The sequence below is a fragment of the Streptomyces sp. NPDC020845 genome, from assembly GCF_044334165.1.
Taxonomy (GTDB): Bacteria; Actinomycetota; Actinomycetes; order Streptomycetales; family Streptomycetaceae; genus Streptomyces.
Map to the genome: position 1 here is coordinate 138,144 of NZ_JBIRSJ010000020.1, position 17,486 is coordinate 155,629.

Annotated in this window: 14 protein-coding genes; 9 read left to right on the forward strand and 5 right to left on the reverse strand. The window is 70.8% G+C overall.

All coding sequences use genetic code 11. From position 1 onward, the window contains the following. Positions 1-42: 42 nt before the first annotated feature. The 6 genes from ACH4U7_RS42530 (at position 43) to ACH4U7_RS42555 (ending at position 7,594) form a co-directional block, all read left to right on the forward strand. Complete coding sequence (locus ACH4U7_RS42530; RefSeq protein ID WP_385621031.1) at positions 43-1,842, forward strand: DEAD/DEAH box helicase; 1,800 nt, start codon at positions 43-45, stop codon at positions 1,840-1,842. Beyond that, positions 1,821-1,943 carry a hypothetical protein gene (locus tag ACH4U7_RS42535; protein ID WP_398533149.1) on the forward strand — a complete coding sequence of 41 codons (123 nt, stop codon included), beginning with the start codon at positions 1,821-1,823 and terminating at the stop codon, positions 1,941-1,943. The genes ACH4U7_RS42530 and ACH4U7_RS42535 overlap by 22 nt, the downstream gene beginning before the upstream one ends. Before the next feature lie 309 nt (positions 1,944-2,252). Further along, positions 2,253-2,894: a helix-turn-helix domain-containing protein gene (locus ACH4U7_RS42540; protein ID WP_358641089.1), complete on the forward strand. Its 642-nt coding sequence runs from the start codon at positions 2,253-2,255 to the stop codon at positions 2,892-2,894. Positions 2,895-3,029: 135 nt separating this feature from the next. Beyond that, positions 3,030-3,818 (forward strand): S16 family serine protease, encoded by a 789-nt coding sequence (locus ACH4U7_RS42545; protein WP_398533150.1) that lies wholly within the window; start codon positions 3,030-3,032, stop codon positions 3,816-3,818. 88 nt (positions 3,819-3,906) lie between these two features. Beyond that, complete coding sequence (locus ACH4U7_RS42550; RefSeq protein ID WP_398533151.1) at positions 3,907-4,767, forward strand: DUF4132 domain-containing protein; 861 nt, start codon at positions 3,907-3,909, stop codon at positions 4,765-4,767. Then, positions 4,757-7,594, forward strand: coding sequence for a hypothetical protein (locus ACH4U7_RS42555; RefSeq protein WP_398533152.1), 2,838 nt, complete (start codon positions 4,757-4,759; stop codon positions 7,592-7,594). The genes ACH4U7_RS42550 and ACH4U7_RS42555 overlap by 11 nt, the downstream gene beginning before the upstream one ends. Before the next feature lie 13 nt (positions 7,595-7,607). Here the strand turns inward: ACH4U7_RS42555 and ACH4U7_RS42560 are convergent, their stop codons facing one another. The 3 genes from ACH4U7_RS42560 to ACH4U7_RS42570 all read right to left on the reverse strand — a co-directional run bounded on the left by ACH4U7_RS42560 (position 7,608) and on the right by ACH4U7_RS42570 (position 9,015). Beyond that, positions 7,608-7,835, reverse strand: coding sequence for a hypothetical protein (locus ACH4U7_RS42560; RefSeq protein ID WP_398533153.1), 228 nt, complete (start codon positions 7,833-7,835; stop codon positions 7,608-7,610). Positions 7,836-7,856: 21 nt separating this feature from the next. Then, positions 7,857-8,453 (reverse strand): ArsR/SmtB family transcription factor, encoded by a 597-nt coding sequence (locus ACH4U7_RS42565; protein WP_398533154.1) that lies wholly within the window; start codon positions 8,451-8,453, stop codon positions 7,857-7,859. Between the two features lie 94 nt (positions 8,454-8,547). Next, positions 8,548-9,015, reverse strand: a complete 468-nt coding sequence (locus tag ACH4U7_RS42570; protein WP_385621045.1) for an Lrp/AsnC family transcriptional regulator — start codon at positions 9,013-9,015, stop codon at positions 8,548-8,550. A gap of 142 nt (positions 9,016-9,157) precedes the next feature. Here ACH4U7_RS42570 and hppD point away from each other — a divergent pair, with 142 nt between their 5' ends. The 3 genes from hppD to ACH4U7_RS42585 all read left to right on the forward strand — a co-directional run bounded on the left by hppD (position 9,158) and on the right by ACH4U7_RS42585 (position 12,137). Further along, positions 9,158-10,315, forward strand: coding sequence for a 4-hydroxyphenylpyruvate dioxygenase (hppD, locus tag ACH4U7_RS42575; protein ID WP_398533155.1), 1,158 nt, complete (start codon positions 9,158-9,160; stop codon positions 10,313-10,315). 174 nt (positions 10,316-10,489) lie between these two features. Beyond that, positions 10,490-10,678, forward strand: a complete 189-nt coding sequence (locus ACH4U7_RS42580) for a hypothetical protein (RefSeq protein ID WP_398533156.1) — start codon at positions 10,490-10,492, stop codon at positions 10,676-10,678. An 88-nt stretch (positions 10,679-10,766) separates the two neighbouring features. Then, entirely contained in the window at positions 10,767-12,137 is a 1,371-nt protein-coding gene (locus ACH4U7_RS42585; RefSeq protein ID WP_398533157.1) for an FAD-binding oxidoreductase, read from the forward strand. Positions 12,138-12,233: 96 nt separating this feature from the next. Here ACH4U7_RS42585 and ACH4U7_RS42590 read toward each other — a convergent pair whose 3' ends face one another. Beyond that, the gene (locus ACH4U7_RS42590) at positions 12,234-12,572 is read right to left on the reverse strand and encodes a hypothetical protein (RefSeq protein ID WP_398533158.1); all 339 of its coding nucleotides are present in this window, start codon (positions 12,570-12,572) and stop codon (positions 12,234-12,236) included. Positions 12,573-12,637: 65 nt separating this feature from the next. Next, entirely contained in the window at positions 12,638-17,332 is a 4,695-nt protein-coding gene (locus ACH4U7_RS42595; RefSeq protein ID WP_398533159.1) for a putative T7SS-secreted protein, read from the reverse strand. Positions 17,333-17,486 lie beyond the last annotated feature (154 nt).

The following is a 17,486-nucleotide window of genomic DNA, read 5'->3' on the forward strand; positions in this document are numbered from 1 at the left end:
ACGCGGTCCTCGAACCCCTCGCCGATCAGCCCGACGGAGACCGTGACTACTACCGCCTCCTCCACCACCAGCCATCACCTCTCGCCCGCCTTCCCCGGGCGGGCCCCTTGGGGTACCGCGAGCAAGCTGCGCGCCTGGCAGCAGGGCGCGATGGAGAAGTACGTACAGGAGCAGCCCCGCGACTTCCTCGCGGTCGCCACACCCGGCGCCGGCAAGACCACCTTCGCGCTGACGCTCGCCTCCTGGCTGCTGCACCACCACGTCGTGCAACAGGTGACGGTCGTCGCGCCGACCGAGCATCTGAAGAAGCAGTGGGCGGAGGCCGCGGCCCGGATAGGCATCAAGCTGGACCCCGAGTACAGCGCCGGACCCCTCGGGCGGGATTACCACGGCGTCGCCGTCACCTACGCGGGCGTCGGCGTGCGGCCGATGCTGCACCGCAACCGCTGCGAGCAGCGCAAGACCCTCGTCATCCTCGACGAGATCCACCACGCCGGCGACTCCAAGTCCTGGGGCGAGGCATGCCTGGAGGCGTTCGAGCCGGCCACCCGCCGGCTCGCGCTGACCGGCACCCCCTTCCGGTCCGACACCAACCCCATCCCCTTCGTCGCCTACGAGGAGGGGAACGACGGCATCCGGCGCTCGGCCGCCGACTACACATACGGATACGGCAGCGCCCTGAACGACGGCGTCGTCCGGCCGGTCATCTTCCTCTCCTACAGCGGCAACATGCGCTGGCGGACCAAGGCCGGCGACGAACTCGAAGCGCGGCTCGGCGAGCCGATGACCAAGGACGCCGTCTCGCAGGCCTGGCGCACCGCGCTCGACCCGCGCGGCGACTGGATGCCGAACGTGCTGCGCGCCGCCGACCAGCGGCTCACCGAGGTCCGCAAGTCCATCCCGGACGCGGGCGCGCTCGTCATCGCGACCGACCAGGACTCGGCGCGCGCGTACGCCAAGCTGATCCGCGAGATCACCGGCAGCAAAGCCACCATCGTGCTGTCCGACGACTCCGGGGCCTCACAGCGCATCGAGGACTTCAGCCACTCCGAAGACCGCTGGATGGTCGCGGTCCGCATGGTGTCGGAAGGCGTGGACGTGCCGCGCCTGGCCGTCGGCGTCTACGCGACCACGATCTCCACCCCGCTGTTCTTCGCGCAGGCCGTCGGCCGTTTCGTACGGTCCCGGCGGCGCGGCGAGACCGCCTCCGTCTTCCTGCCCACCATCCCCATGCTGCTCGGCTTCGCGAACGAGATGGAGGTCGAACGCGACCACGTCCTCGACAAGCCCAAGAAGGAAGGCGAGGAGGAGGACCCGTACGCCGAGGAGGAGAAGCTTCTCCAGGAGGCCGAGAAGCAGCAGGACGAGGACACCGGCGAGCAGGACATGCTGCCCTTCGAGGCGCTGGAGTCGGACGCGGTCTTCGACCGGGTGCTCTACGACGGCGCCGAATTCGGCATGCAGGCGCACCCAGGCAGCGAGGAGGAACAGGACTACCTCGGCATCCCCGGGCTCCTGGAGCCCGACCAGGTGCAGCTGCTGCTCCAGCGGCGGCAGGCACGGCAGATCGCGCACAGCCGCAAGAAGCCGGACACCGAGGCTGACCTGCTGGAACTCCCGGCGGAGCGGCGGCCGGTCGTCACCCACAAGGAGCTGCTCGAGCTGCGCAAGGAGCTCAACTCCTTGGTGGGCGCGTACGTCCACCAGAGCGGCAAGCCGCACGGGGTGATCCACACCGAACTGCGCCGGGTGTGCGGCGGGCCGCCGAGCGCGGAGGCGACGGCGGGGCAGATCCGGGAGCGGATCAAGAAGGTACGGGAGTGGGCGACGCGGATGCGGTGACGGCGTACGCCGCGGCGTCGGCCGTGCCGACGCTGTACGCCGTACGGGCGCCTGCGACGCCGTACGCCGTGACGCCGTGCGCGGCGCCCACGACGCTGTAAGTCTGCGGAAGGGCTTCCCCATAAGCCCTTCCGCCTTGTATATGAGCCCGTCGCAGAATCGGGGCGAAAGCCCATCATCCCGGCGTACATGCGACCCCCTGCAGGGCAGCTCCGCTCGGATTCTGGACAAACTCTTTCGCTTAGCGGACCAGCTCGCTACCGTTCCGGCCAACGCACACGCCCCGTGGCAGCGCCGCCGCGGAGCGCAGCCGGTGCGTGCGACCACGACCGGCGGCCTCTGGCGCGCCGTCGTCGGGACCGGCGGCGCCCTCTGCCAAGAGCCGCCACTCATACGGAGGAGGGGGCGTCGTGACCGCGGAGACCTCCCAGACGCTCGACCGAGGACTGCGTGTCCTCAAACTGCTCGCCGACACCGACCACGGGCTGACCGTGACCGAGCTGTCCAACAAGCTCGGCGTCAACCGCACCGTGGTGTACCGCCTGCTGGCCACGCTCGAACAGCACTCCCTCGTACGCCGCGACATCGGCGGCCGCGCGAGGGTCGGGCTCGGCGTGCTGCAGCTCGGCCGCCAGGTCCATCCGCTGCTGCGCGAGGCGGCGCTGCCCGCGCTGCGCGCCCTCGCCGACGACATCGGTGCCACCGCGCACCTCACCCTGGTCGACGGCGCGGAGGCGCTGGCGGTCGCGGTCGTCGAACCGACCTGGACCGACTACCACGTCGCCTACCGGGCCGGCTTCCGCCACCCCCTGGACCGCGGCGCCGCGGGCCGCGCCATCCTGTCCGCCCGCTCGGGCCGGGGCGGCGACCCCGGCTACGTCCTCACCCACGGTGAACTGGAAGCGGGCGCGAGCGGCGCGGCCGCGCCCCTGGTCGGGGTGACCGGGATCGAGGGCAGTGTGGGCGTGGTGATGCTCTGCGACGCGGTGCCGGAACGGGTCGGTCCGCGCGTAGTAGACGCGGCCCGCGAGGTCGCGGACGCCCTGCGCTGACGGCCTGCGCCGCGGTCTGGGGCTGATGGTCTGGGCTGCCGCCTGCCGCCCGCCGTCGGCCACGGCGGTGGGGCCCGGGCGGCCAGCCGCCGGGGCGACGCACCTCGCACCCCGGGAGTCAACTAGATTCACACCATGCCTGCCGTCTCCCCGCGTGCCCGGATCGTCGCGATCTGCTCTGCGCCCGTTATCGCCCTCCTCGCGGTTGCTGCCTTCGCGCCGCTGCCTTATTCCGTGGCGGAGCCCGGGACGACCGTGAATGTGCTCGGTTCGGACCACGGTGGGCCGGTGATCAAGATCTCCGAGGCGAAGGCTCGTAAGACCACCGGGCAGCTGCGGATGACGACGATCGCGGCGACCGGGCCGGACGCCACGGTTCGGCTCAAGGACGTCATCAGCGGCTGGTTCGACACTGACCGCGCCGTGATGCCGCGCGACTCCGTCTACCCCGTCGGCAACTCGACCAAGGAGATCGAGGCGCACAACGCCAAGGAGATGCAGGAGTCCCAGGACGACGCCGCCAAGGCCGCGCTCGGCTATCTCCACCTCTCCTCCAAGGACGTCAAGGTGCGGCTGCGACTCGCGGACGTGGGCGGACCGAGTGCGGGGCTGCTCTTCTCGCTCGGGATCGTGGACAAGCTCGACGGGGACGGGCGCGGTGGCGATCTCACAGGCGGCCGTACGATCGCGGGGACCGGCACGATCACGGCGGGCGGCAAGGTCGGCGCGGTGGGCGGGGTGCCGCTCAAGACGCAGGCGGCCCGGCGGGACGGGGCGACGGTGTTCCTGGTTCCGAAGGCGGAGTGTTCGGATGCCAAGGCCGAACTCCCCAAGGGGCTGCGGCTGATCCCCGTCACCACGCTCAAGGGCGCCGTGAACTCGCTGGTGGCGCTGAAGTCGGGCGGCCAGGTGCCGCACTGCTGACTCAACACTGCTGACTCACTGCCGCAGAGCGGCTGTTGAGCCGCTGCCGCGCGGTCGACTGTCGTAGGGGCCTGTCATAGTCGGCAGCATGTCCACACCCCTTGATCCGCTTGTGTGGGTTCCGACCGTGGGCGGTCATGAACTGGCCCTGGACGGGACCGCCCTCACCTGCCGTAACAGCAGCGGCCGGGTCCTGAAGTCGGTCCCGAAGGCCGTGCGTACGAGCCCGGCGGGCGAAAGGCTGACGGAGCTGCGTGACCGGCTGTTGCGGCATGAGGCGGAGTGCCGGGCGACCGTGGAGTCATGGCTGCTGGCCGGCGTGCCGATACCCGCCGCGCTCCTGGCCCGCGTGTGGCCGGACCCGGGCTGGCGGTCGTGTCTGCGGCATCTGGTGGTGGTCGTGGACGGGCAGGTCGGCCTGTTGGAGGACGTGAGCGAGGAGGGCCGTACGCGCCTGAGAGGACCGGACGGCACCCCGTACGCCCCTCCCGGGGGCTCGGTGACCGTGTCGCACCCCGCCCTGCTGCCCGATGTCGCGGCATGGCAGGGCGCGCTGGACGCGGCGCAAACAGCCCAGGGGACAACGCAGTTGGCCCGCGAGGTCCACCACCGCCCGGCCGACGTCGACCCCGAGGCCACGAGCGTCGACGACTACGCGGGCGGGTACTTCGAGGAGCTGCGCCACGCCACGACGCGCGCGGCCCAGCACGGCTTCGTCATGCGCGGCGGCTTCGCGGTGGTGCGGACCGTCGGCCGGGGCGCTCCCGTCCAGGCCCGCTATTGGCTGGGCGCCGACGACCCCGGCCTGCCCGCCGACACCGGGCGCCTGATCTGGGTCGACGAGGCCGAGCGACCCGTCCCGCTCGGCGAGGTCGGCCCGGTGGCCTGGTCCGAAGGGGTTCGTATGGCCGCGTTGATCTACGGGGGAAGGCAGACCCATGACCAGTGACCACAGCGACGGCCGCCGTGGGGACGGCGGCCACGACCCCGGCACCCCGATCGCGCTCGACGTGGGCCTGGCGCCCGTCAGCACCCCGGACGGCGAGCCGATCACCGCCCGCCGCTACGACCACCCGCTGCTCGGCGACCGGCCCGTCGTCCGGCTGATGGGGGAGGCCGCCGCGCCCGGCGAGGACCGGTTGCTGGCCGCCGCCGGGTTCGGAGCCCCCGACGTCGGCCCGCCGGTGGCGGCCGGGCGCCGCCGCGAGCTCGGCTATCCGGCCTGGGCCCTGATCCACGACCCCGGCAACGCGGATGTCGCGCTGGCGGTGGCGCCCGAGATGGAGCGGGCCGAGCGGCTGGTCAAGGCCAAACCCGGGCCCGCGCTTGAGATGTACCAGCGCATCAGCGAGAAGCTTCCGCACGACCACCACCCGGCCTACTGGGAACAGGTCGGCCGGGCGATGATCGCGGCCGGACGGCACAAACAGGCCGCGATCATGTTCGGCAGGGCCCGTACGGCCGACCGTCACGCCACGGCGGTCGACCCCGCCCGGCGCCGCGCGGTCTTCTTGGAGTTCGCCCTCGCCGGGGCGCTGTCGGTCAAGGACATCAAGGCGTACGTGGCCGAACTGGCCCGGGGCGCCGACCCCGTCGACTCCTACGTCGAGCTGCGCGAGCTGACCGTCCGCCGTACCCTCGGCGGCCTGCCGCCGTGGCCCGACATGCTGCCGCAGCTCGCCAGGCTGGCCAACGCCGCCGGTCTGGACGTCGTGGCCGAGTTCCGGCTGCTGCTGGAGACCCTGGTGGACGCGCCGGCCCTGTGGCGGGCGGCGGACGGATTCTGGACAGCACCCGCTCAGCGCATCCACCTGACGTCCGCGATCGCCGGGTCCGCGACGCTGCGGAAGCGGCTCCTGTGGCAACTGACCGACCTGCCGCGCTCGGACCTGGACGCCTGGTGGATCGCGTTGCTGGAAGAGACGGGTGCCTTCGACGAGTTGGGCGCGGACGCGGAGGCCGACGCCGCTGACTGGCTGACCGCGATGCTGGCCCGGTACCGAGGGGAGGGCCCGCGCGGCTGCCCCAAGGTCCCCGAAGAGCTGCTGCGGCTGCTCCCGGGGCTGGCACAGCGCATCCGTGACGCCGACGGTCCGCCCGTACGGTTCGCCGGCCCCGGCCCCGTACGGTCCGGCGGCGGCTCGTCGGACCGGCACTGGATCGACGCCGCCGTCCCCGGCCGCTGCCTGGCCGTCGGCATCCCAATCGCGGACCCCGATCCACACCAGATGCTGGCCCACTGGCACGACGCCACTCGCGTCGGGCTCGAAACGCTGACCGCCGACGCCCGGTTCGCCGCCGCGCTCGCCCGGACCATCCAGTACGAGACCCGGTACGACGGCTTCGGCGATCTGTGGACGAGCGAACCGCTGCGGCCCCTCCTGCGCGACATCGTCGACGCCTGGCTGAGCGATGCCCGGTCCGGCGGTCTGCAGGGCGCCCTCGACGCGCTCACCGCCCTCGACCGCGGCATCGGTCTCGGCCGGCGGGCGGTGGCGGCGATGCCGGACCTGCGCGCTCGGGTCAAGGACATCGATCTGGTGGCCCCGCTGACCCGGTCGCTGCGCGCCGGCATCCTCGACGAACTGGGCTGGCAGGCCCTGGACGAGGCCGCCGCCGAGCTCAAGGGGCAGACGTACTGCCGGGCGAGCTGGCCGGTCCTCACGGCGCACGACCGGAGCCGTGCCATCGCGGTGGGGCCCGGGGGCCGGATCGCGGAACACCGGTACCGGGCGCCGCGCGGAGCGTACCAATTCGACTACGACGTCCATGTGTTCTTCTCCGGCGGACACTTCCTGGTGTGCCACTGGGTCAACGGCAAGTCCACGATCCACTGGTCCGACGCTCCGGACGACCAGTTCGAAGTGACGTATCAGATGTGGCGCTCGCTCGACCACGAGCCCTCGCGCCGCGGTTACACCCTCCTGGCCCCGGACGGCCGGCGGTTCATGGGCCACCGACCCCTCGCCCCGGGCGACCGGCGGGTCGGGCCGAACGGCCATATGTTCCACGACGGCCGGACCTTCTGGTGGCACACCGAGACCGGCTCCGAACCCCGCGTACGGCGGATCGACCCGGCCGCCGACGAGCTCGGCGAGCCGGGACTGCCGGACTTCCTCGATCCGTCCCTGCTGGACGAGGACGAGCACTGGGTCATCGAGTCCTCGTCGCTGGCACCGCTGCCCGAGGGTGTCACCGCTTCACCGCTGGGCACCGACGGCACCCTCGTGGGCCTGCGGGTCGCCCGGGACCGGACGACCGGGCGGTTCCGCTACCGTCGCATCGACGGCGCCGACGGGGCGATCGATCTGCCGCCCGGTTCGAAGGGCCCGTGGGGCCTGCTCGACATACCGGGGGCGGCGCACCGCCTGCTGCTCGACGGGGACGACGAAGTCACCGCCCGCGACCCGGAATCCGGCGCCCCCCACTGGCGGGTGGAGCTGAAGAACCGCCGCTCGATGGCCCCTGGACCATCCCCGATGGCCGCGGGTACGTCGCGTATGCCACCGCCCGCGTTCTGGCACTTCCTCACCCCCCGTGACCCCGCCGGGTCACGGGCCCTGAGGGAGATCCCCGAGGACACGGTGCGCCGACTGCTCGCGGCCGCGGCCACCTCGGAGCGGGCACTGACGGCCGCCGTCCAGTCGCTGCTGCCCGAGGTGGTCCACCCGCTGCTGCTCCGGGGAGTCGTCGGATTCGTTCAGGAGGCCGCCTGGGGGATCCGCACCCGGGACAAGATCCTGTCGCGGCTCAAGAAGGTGGGGACGGGCGCCTGACCGGCCGGGCCGCTCAGAGCCGGGCCGCCAGGCCCGGCTGTTGTCCCGGCCGGGGGCGCGGCGTCGCGAGGCGCAGGCCCACCTCGACCAGCGTCCAGCCCAGCCGGCTCCGCAGCCGACGCGAGCGGCGGGGTTGGCGCGGCGGGCGAGGCCGGTGCCGTGCGCGGGCGCGCAGGGCCTCGCGGCGCAGCCGCTCGGCCCGGATGCGGTGCAGCCGCAGATGGATGTCGTCGCCGTACATGGCTTGTTCCCCCAGGGTTGGTCAGTCCTCGTCGCGCGGGAAGGCGTGCAGATGGACGCGGTAGCGGGCCGAGCCCTCGACGTCCTGACCCACTTCCTTGTCGCGGTAGCTAGCGATCACCTCATGCACCTTGACGCGCATCTCGGCGGCGAGTTCGGGGGTGAGGCGGGTAGTCCAGTCGCTGATGTCCCAGGCGCGGCGCCACTCCTCGGGCCACTCGCGCCAGCTGCCGAGCCAGGTGGACATCTCCTCGCCATGATTGGTGGCGAGTTCGTACAGCATGGTGCTCATCGCACCGCGCACGGACGGGTCGGCGTCGCTCAGCAACTCGTCTACGCCCATGCGGATGCTGCGCTGCGCGCTCTTCCACCACCGCTCGCGTCCCTTGCCGCGCTCCGGGTCCTCCACGACGAAGCCGTACCTGGCCAGCTGTCGGAGGTGATAGCTGGTGGCCCCGCTCGATTCGCCGAGGCGGTCGGCGAGTTGAGAGGCGGTGGCCGGGCCGTACTCGCGCAGCGCGTCGAGCAGACGCATCCGCAGAGGGTGCGCGAGCCCGCGCAGGGAGCGGGCATCGAGCACTCGTACGTCGTCGGGGATCGGCTTCTCGTTCTCGGCCATGGTCGGCAGCGTAAGCATGCAAAGACTCCGTTGCAAGGGTTCCTTTGCGTGAAAATCTTTGCAACGAAGTCTTTGGAAGTTCGAGTGCCCCCGGTCAGTCCTCCGCCGCCTGCTTCACCAGCGGGATGATCCTCAGCGGCACCGCGTTCTCCATCACGATCGTCGTCGACGCCCGCACGATCCCCTCGAACCCCACCACCCGGTCGATCACCCGCTGCAGATCCGCGTTGGAGCGGGCGACCAGGCGGCAGAGCATGTCGCCGTGGCCGGTGGTGGTGTGCAGTTCGAGCACTTCCGGGACGCTCGCCAGGTGGCTCCGTACGTCCGGGCCCTGGCCCTGCTTGATCTCCAGGGTCGCAAAGGCCGTGACCGGATAGCCGATGGCCGCCGGGTCCACCTCGGGCCCGAAGCCCCGGATCACGCCCTGGGCCTGTAGCCGGTCCAGTCGCGCCTGCGCCGTGCCGCGCGCGACGCCGAGCCGGCGGGACGCCTCAAGCACGCCGATCCGGGGCTCCTCGGCGAGCAGTGTGATCAGTCGGGCGTCGAGCCGGTCGATTGCCACGGCGGTCCTCCTGCTGAGGGTGAGAGTGTGAGGGTGGTCACTGTGTACAGAATGCCCGGCACGCCACCGGAATAGCTATACGGATTGTCCATCGAATCATCGAACTGTTGCGCATCCTGAGCCATGGAGTCACGGTGAAGACATGACTGAGACCTTGGATCACACCCTGGCCGTGACGGGAGAAGGCGCGCGTCGGGCGGACCCCTTCCCGGTGAAGGGGATGGACGCGGTCGTCTTCGCCGTCGGCAATGCCAAGCAGGCCGCGCACTACTACTCCACCGCGTTCGGCATGCGGCTGGTCGCCTACGCCGGGCCCGAGAACGGCAGCCGGGAGACCGCGAGCTATGTCCTCGTCTCCGGCGGCGCCCGCTTCGTGTTCACCTCCGTCATCAAGCCCGCCACCGGATGGGGCACCTTCCTCGCCGAGCACGTCGCGGCCCATGGCGATGGCGTCATCGACCTGGCCATCGAGGTGCCGGACGCGTGCGCCGCGTACGCGTACGCCATCGCCCACGGCGCCTCCGGTATCGAGGAGCCGCACGAGGTCAAGGACGAGTACGGCACGGTGGTGCTCGCCTCCATCGCCACGTACGGCGACACCCGCCACACCCTCGTCGACCGCTCCGGCTACACCGGCCCCTACCTCCCCGGCTTCGCCCCCGCCGCCCCGCTGGTCGAGCCGCCCGCCCGCCGTAACTTCCAGGCCGTCGACCACTGCGTGGGCAATGTCGAACTGGGCCGGATGAACGAGTGGGTGACCTTCTACAACGACGTCATGGGCTTCACCAACATGAAGGAGTTCGTGGGCGACGACATCGCCACCGAGTACTCCGCGCTGATGTCCAAGGTCGTCGCGGACGGCACCCGCAAGGTGAAGTTCCCGCTCAACGAGCCCGCCGTCGGCAAGAAGAAGTCCCAGATCGACGAGTATCTGGAGTTCTACGGCGGTCCCGGCGTCCAGCACATCGCGCTCGCCACGAACGACATCGTCGCGACCGTACGGGCCATGCGCGCGGCCGGTGTCCAGTTCCTGGACACTCCCGAGTCGTACTACGACACGCTCGGCGAGTGGGTCGGTGAGACCAGGGTGCCCCTGGAGACGCTGCGGGAGCTGAAGATCCTCGCCGACCGCGACGAGGACGGCTATCTGCTGCAGATCTTCACCAAGCCGGTGCAGGACCGCCCGACGGTCTTCTTCGAGCTGATCGAGCGGCACGGCTCGATGGGCTTCGGGAAGGGCAACTTCAAGGCGCTGTTCGAGGCGATCGAGCGCGAGCAGGCCAGGCGCGGCAACCTCTGAGCCAGGCGCGGCAAGGCTCTGACGACCCCTTTGTCCCCGGCCCCTTGCGCGAAAGTACGAACTAAAGCTGTTACGAACTTCGGACCGTCTACACTCGGCGCGTTGCTATCCAGTACAACGCCGCGTGGTGTATGGGGAGTTGTTGAGGTCCGAATGGCGCAAGATGTGCAAGATATGTATGCCAAAGGGCGGCTGACCAGGAATAAGTTCGCCCTCGGGGGAGGGAAGGCCGCCGCCTCGGGCGCGCTGGGAGTGCTCTCCGTCCCCGCGCCCGACACGGCCGAGGACGAGGCGCCGGCCGGCGAGGGCGGCGCGCGGGAACTGCCGGCGCTGCCGGCCCTGACGGCTCAGGAACAGCCGTAGCTCCGGCGCCGGCCCAGCCGCCCGCTCCCGCACCACCCGCCGCCGTGGCGATCTTCCCTCCCGGACGGTCGGGTGCGAGTCTGGAGCCATGGCTGATCTGATGGAGATGCTGCGGGAGGGCCTCCCCTCCGAGGCCGTCCTGACCGACCCCGACGTCATGAGCTCGTACGCCAACGACATGGCGAGCTTCTGCGAGGCGGGCACCCCGGCCGTCGTCGTCCTCCCGCGCAGCGTCGAGCAGGTGCAGCACGTGATGCGCACCGCGACCGTCTTTCGTGTCCCGGTCGTGCCGCAGGGGGCTCGTACGGGCCTGTCGGGGGCCGCCAACGCCTCCGACGGCTGCATCGTCCTCTCCCTGATCAAGATGGACCGGATCCTGGAGATCAACCCGGTCGACCGGATCGCGGTCGTCGAGCCGGGCGTGGTCAACGCCGTTCTGTCGCGCGCCGTCATGGAGCATGGCCTCTACTACCCGCCGGACCCCTCCAGCTGGGAGGAGTGCACCATCGGCGGCAACATCGGCACCGCCTCCGGCGGCCTGTGCTGTGTGAAGTACGGCGTCACCGCCGAATACGTACTGGGCCTCGACGTCGTCCTCGCCGACGGCCGGCTGCTGAAGACCGGCCGCCGCACCGCCAAGGGCGTCGCGGGCTATGACCTGACCCGGCTGTTCGTCGGCTCCGAAGGCAGCCTCGGCATCGTCGTCCGCGCCGTGCTCGCCCTCAAGCCCGCCCCGCCCCAGCAGCTGGTCCTCGCCGCCGAGTTCCCGTCCACCGCGACCGCCAGCGACGCCATTTGCAAGATCATGGAGAGTGGACACACCCCCTCGCTCCTCGAACTCATGGACCGCACCAGCGTCCACGCGGTCAACACGATGGCGAACATGGGCCTGCCGGACTCCACCGAGGCCCTGCTCCTGGCCGGCTTCGACACCCCGGACCCCGCCGCCGACCTCGCCGCCGTCGGCGAGCTGTGCACCGCCGCGGGCGCCACCGAGGTCGTCCCCGCCGAGGACACCGCCGAGTCCGACCTGCTGCTCCAGGCACGCAGGCTGACCCTCCCGGCCCTGGAGGCGGTCAAGGGCGTCACGATGATCGACGACGTCTGCGTTCCGCGCTCACAGCTCGGCGCGATGATCGACGGGGCCGCCGCGATCGCCGAGAAGTACGGCCTGACCATCGGCGTCGTCGCCCACGCGGGCGACGGCAACACCCACCCGACCGTCTGCTTCGACCCCTCCGACCCGGACGAGACGCGGCGCGCGCGGGAGTCCTTCGACGAGATCATGGCCCTGGGCCTTGAGCTGGGCGGCACGATCACGGGCGAGCACGGGGTGGGCGTCCTCAAGCGCGAGTGGCTGGCGCGGGAACTCGGGCCGGTGGGGGTGGAGCTGCAGCGCGGCATCAAGCAGGTCTTCGACCCGCTGGGGCTGCTGAACCCGGGCAAGCTCTTCGTATAGCGGCCTGTGCCGCCTGTGCCGCCTGTGCCGCCTGTGCCGCCTGTGCCGCCTGTGCCGCCTGTGCCGCCTGTGCCGCCTGTGCCGCCCTTCCGGCGGCTATTCCCTCCGTCGGCCCTGGTACGCGTCCCACGCCAGCCAATGGACAAGCTGATCCCTCATCTTCGCCTTGGCCGGAGACAGCGAATTGAAGTCCCTTTCGGCGATGTCGAGCCTGGCGAAGTCGTATCGCGGCTTCTCTCCGGCCTCCAACTCCATGGCATGCGGAATCGCCGCGATCAGGCACATCCAGCTCTTCACGGGTGATGGCTCCGGAAGATACGGGATCACCACGAAGAGCTGCCCCGTTTCCAGGTCGAGGCCCTTGCCCGTCCTGCTGAAGCCGCTCGTCCGCGCGGTCTCCACAAGCTCCCGCATACGGGACGGCGATGCCGTCATGACGGCGGCGGGGACGGGCCAGCCGAACCACGACCGGGCTCGTCTGGATCTCCTCAGCCAGTTCCTCATGGGACAACCCATACCTCTGTATCGGGAGTGATTCCTGGAGAGTACGGGTCGTGCATGCGATCCAGGGCCTCGCCTATGCGGTGGTTGCCGTTGAGCACTCCTCCGTCGTTGTTCAGGACGACACTGCCGCCCAGCTCATCCGGGTTGTTGATGGATTCCAGCAGGCGTTCGTCGTCCATTCCGCGGACGGCCGCCAGCTTCTCTGGGGGGTCTCCGCGGTCGGGCAGTCTGAGGTCTTCCAGATCGCCGAGCCTCATGGGCACCCGCTTGGCCCTCATCGCCGCGTCGGACACTTCCTCAGCGGTGGGTTGGCGGCTGAAGACCTTGCTGAGGAATTTCCCGATTCCGGAACGAGTTTCGCCGTCGGGGTACGGCCCGAGCCCCAGCGGGTCGCTCCAGGTGTGGGGGTTGTGGACGTAGGTGGCGGGGTTGGGGGCGGGGATCAGGCCGAGGGGGTCGGGGGTGAGGTAGCGGGCGGTGGTGGGGTCGTAGTAGCGGTGGTGGTTGTAGTGGAGGCCGGTTTCGGGGTCGTAGTACTGACCGGGGAAGCGGAGCGGGGTGTACGTGGTGCTGGTTGCGGCCCAGGTGGTCGTGCCCCAGAGGGTGGTGCGGGCGTGCCAGGCGATCTCGCCGGTTTCGTCGAAGAGGTGGGTGGGGGTGCCGACGAGGTCGGTGACGATGGCGTAGAACCGCTGGTCGACCTCGCGTTGGGAGGTCGCGTCGGTGATCCGCTCGGTCTGGGCGATGGGGTGGCGGCCCTGGTGGTCCCAGGTCAGGGAGACGGGATGGGGGAGGCCCGGTGTGGTGGTGGTCTGTTCGACGAGGGTCGAGCCGTCCCAGGTGAAGTCGGTCTGCTCGACGGCCGTTTCGCCGTCGTCGGCCAGGCGCTGTTTGGCGGTGCGGCGGCCGAGCGGGTCGTAGAGGTAGCGCCAGACCGTGCCGTCGGGGGTGGTGACGGTGGTCAGACGGTCCTCTGCGTCCCAGGTGTAGTGCCAGGTGTCGGGCTTGCGGGAGAGGCGGGTCTTCTGGCGGAGGGTGAGGCGGCCCGCGTCGTCGTGTTCATAGCGGATGTCTCCGGCGCGGGTGATGCGGGTGCCGGTGTAGGTCCGGTCTCCCGTCGTATCGGCTTCCGGGTGTCGCTCCGGCCAGGTGGCGTGGGTCTGGTTGCCTGCCTCGTCGTACGCGTAGCTCTCCGTCCAGTTCCGGGCCCGGACCGTGGTGACGCGGCCCGCCGCGTCGAGGTCGAAGGTGCGGGGGCCGGTGAGCCGGTCGTCGATGGCGGTGACGTAGCCGTCGGCGCGGTAGGTGTAGGCGCGGTGGTGGAGGGGATCGGTGGCGGCGGCTGGGCCGGTGAGGGTCTGTTCGGTGAGCCGGCCGAGGGGGTCCCGGACGGTGGCGAGGGTGAGGTCCCCGCTGATCTGGCGGCTGGTCTCGCGGCCCGCGGCGTCGTGGTCGAAGGCGAGGGTGTGGCCGGAGGCGGTGAGGGCGGTGCGGTTGCCCGCCGCGTCGTAGGTGTAGGTGGTGGTGGCCCCGGTGGGGGTGATGCGGCGGATGCGGCGGCCCAGCGCGTCGTACGTGTGGGTGAGGACCCGGCCGTTCACCATCTCGGATTTGACGCGGCCCATGCGGTCGCGCTGGTAGACCAACTCGACGTCGGGCCCGGTGGCCGAGGCCAGGCGCCCGGCGGGGTCGTAGTCGTAGGCGGTGGTCCGGCCGTCGGCGGTCTTGCGGACCGTACGGCCGAGCGCGTCGCGTTCGAAGGCCACCGTCTGGCCGAGGGGGTTGATGCGGGCCGTGAGGCGTCCCGCCGAGTCGTGGGCGTAGGTGTGGGTGCGGTGGTCGAAGTCGGTCTCGGCGACCAGGCGTCCGGCCGGGTCGTAGTCGTACGACCAGGTCAGGCCCTGGGGGTTGGTGACCTGGGTCAGGCGCAGCGCGGTGTCGTGGGCGAACTCGTAGCGCACCCCGTCCGGGCCGGTCCGGGCGGTGAGCAGATCGAAGTGCGTGTATTCGTAGGTGGTCGTGCCGCCGCCCGGGTCGGTGTGGCTGGTGCAGTTGCCTTCGCCGTCGTACGTCCAGCGCTCCTGGGACCCGTCGGGGTGGGTGCGGGCGGCGAGTTTGCCCTCCACCGTCCACTTCAGGTGGATGGTGTGGCCGAGCGGATCGGTGATGGTGGTGGGGCGGCCGAAGGCGTCGCGCTGGTAGTGGGTGGTGGCGCCGAGTGGGTCGGTGATCGCCACCGGGAGGCCCGCCGGGTCACACATCACGCGCGTGGTTTGCCCTAGCGCGTCAGTGGTGGCGATCAAGTGGCCGTGGTCGTCGTAGGCGTAGCGGGTGGTGTGACCGGCGGGGTCGGTGAGGCTGGTGCGGCGGCCCGCCTCGTCGTAGGTCTGCCGCCACGTGGCGCCGTCCGCGCCGGTCAGGGTGAGGGGGAGACCGAGGGTGTCGTAGGTGGCGGAGGCCGTGTGGCCGTCGGGGCGGGTGACGGTGGTGAGGTGTCCGGCTTCGTCGTAGGTGTGGGTGGTGGTGTGGCCGAGGGGGTCGGTGTGGGTCAGGGGGCGGTGGTGGCGGTCGTAGGTGGTGCGGGTGGTGTGGCCCAGGGGGTCGGTCTGGGCGATGACCTGGCAGGCGTCGTTGATGACGTAGCGGCTGGTGTGGCCGTCGGGCGTGGTGACGGTCGTGACCCGGTGGCCGGTGGCGGGGTCGGCGTCGTGGTAGTCGATACGGACCGATATATGGCCCGCCTCGCCGCCCTCCGCGATACACCGGTCGCGGTTGTCGTAGACGTAGTCGTAGCGGCGGTCGTTGGTGTCCGTCCAGGAGATCACCCGGCGCTCGTCGTCGTACTCGAACCGCAGCGGCAGCCCTGAGGAGTTGATGACCTCGGTCAGGTTGCCGTCGGTGTAGCCGTAGCGGATCAGCTCCTGATCCGAGCCGTCCTCGGCCGCGCCCGCCAGGTGGAGGGCGGTGATCCGGCCGTCGGCGGTGGTCAGCTTCAGGTGATAGCCGGCCGAGTGGACGACATCGGTGGGCGCCCCCTCGCTGTCGTGGTCGAAGGTGATGACATGGCCACTTCGGTCCATGACCTGCGCCGGCCTTGCGACCCCGTCGCCCCCGCCCTCCGGACCGGTGAAGTGGCGGGTGTGCCCGGTGTCGGGATCGGTGAGGGTGTAGTCGCCCCGCGCGTCCCGCTCCAGCGGCCACCGCGGACCCGACTCGGGGAGGGTCGGCAGGCCGGGGGCGGGGTGCGGATAGGGCAGCAGCAGCCCGTCCTCGCTGATGAACACGACACCCTCGGCGTCGATCTCCAGCCGCTGGTCGGCCGTGCTCGACCACGACGGACCGAACCAGCCCCCCGCCGCATAGCCCGACTCCACCCGGCGGCGGAAGATCAGCGGCAGTTCGCCGGGCAGGGTCACATCCGTCTGGGGCAGGAACATCTTCCCGGTCGCCAGGTCCACCGGGTCCGTGCCCGTGCACGTCTTCCCGGCGTCCTTGCGTGCGAACGGATGCGACCCCTCCTTGCGCAGCGCCGCACGCGCACGCCGCGCATATCGGGCCGCCGCCATGCCCTCCCGGGCAGCGCCCATGCCCGCCCGGGCCGCGCCGAGTCCCTTGGTGCCGATCAGCTCGGGTACTAGCCGGCCCAGGCCCTCGGACGGGTCCTTGGCGAAGGCGTCGAGCATGGTCTTGCCCGCCCCGACAGGATCATTGGCCATCGTCACCAGCCCGGCCGCGGTGCTGTTCAGGTTCGTGACGTACTCGGCGGGGTGGGTGATGTTGTACGGGTCCAGCGGATTGAGCCCACGGGCGAAATTGACCAGCCCCGCCGTCCCCTTCACCACACCACCGACGAAATGCGACGCGTCCAGCCGCAGACCCTCCAGCCCATCGGCGACCTGCTCGCTGTACGAGGGCTTGGGCGGAGCCGCGTCCCGGGCCTGCGCCACTGCCTTGACCGCCGTCTCCTCCGCCCGGTCCCGCTGCCGCCGCGCCTCATCCAGCTTCTCCTGCGCGGCCTGCGCCTTGGCGGGGCCCGGGTCGGCGAAATCCCCCGGCTTCTTCGGCTTCGCCCCCGGTTCCTTCCCGTCCTTTACAGCGGCGTTGTACGTGTCCACCGCCGCGTTGTACGCGTCCACCCTCCCGTTGTAGGCCGAACGCGCCTCCTCCGACGCCTTCTTCGCCGCCTTGTACGCGTCGATGGCCTCTTGCGCCTGGCCCTGCGCCCACTCCACGGTCCCCGCGAAGCCCTCCAGCGCCAGAGCGGCCTTCTCGCACGCGTCCGCGGCCTTGAACCACTTCGCCGGCTCGTCCGCCACCGTCTTCCCGAACGCGTCCGCGCTCTGACCCTTCAGCCGGGACGGATCCACTCCCTTCAGCCCACGGCCGACCTGGTCGAACGCCTTCTGGAAGTCCCGCAGATGCGTGGCCGTGGACCGGATCTTCCCGGCGCTCCCGAAGACCAGCTTCTTCGGGTCCTCGGTCTCGTCCAGCTGGAACTCGGCGACATCGGCGCCCAGGGCGTTCGCCGCCGAACGGGACTTGTCACGGACCCAGTCCGCCCCGCCCTCCCAGCCGACCTTGTCCAAACCCTCCGCGGACTTGTTGCCCAGCCACTCCACACCGTCCCCGACGGCCTCAGTGCCCGACTCGACCGCGTCATCGAGCCAATCGGGGGTCAGGTCCCACCCCATCAGCGGCACCCCCCGGACGTTTCGGACACCTGGAAGGGCCATCTACGCCGAGATTCGGTCAGACACTCCAGCAACGTCATGACGCCCCCAGCCTCCCCGTCAACAACCGAGCGCTACCCGACAGTATTCACAGAAGGGGAGGTAACTGCCATCT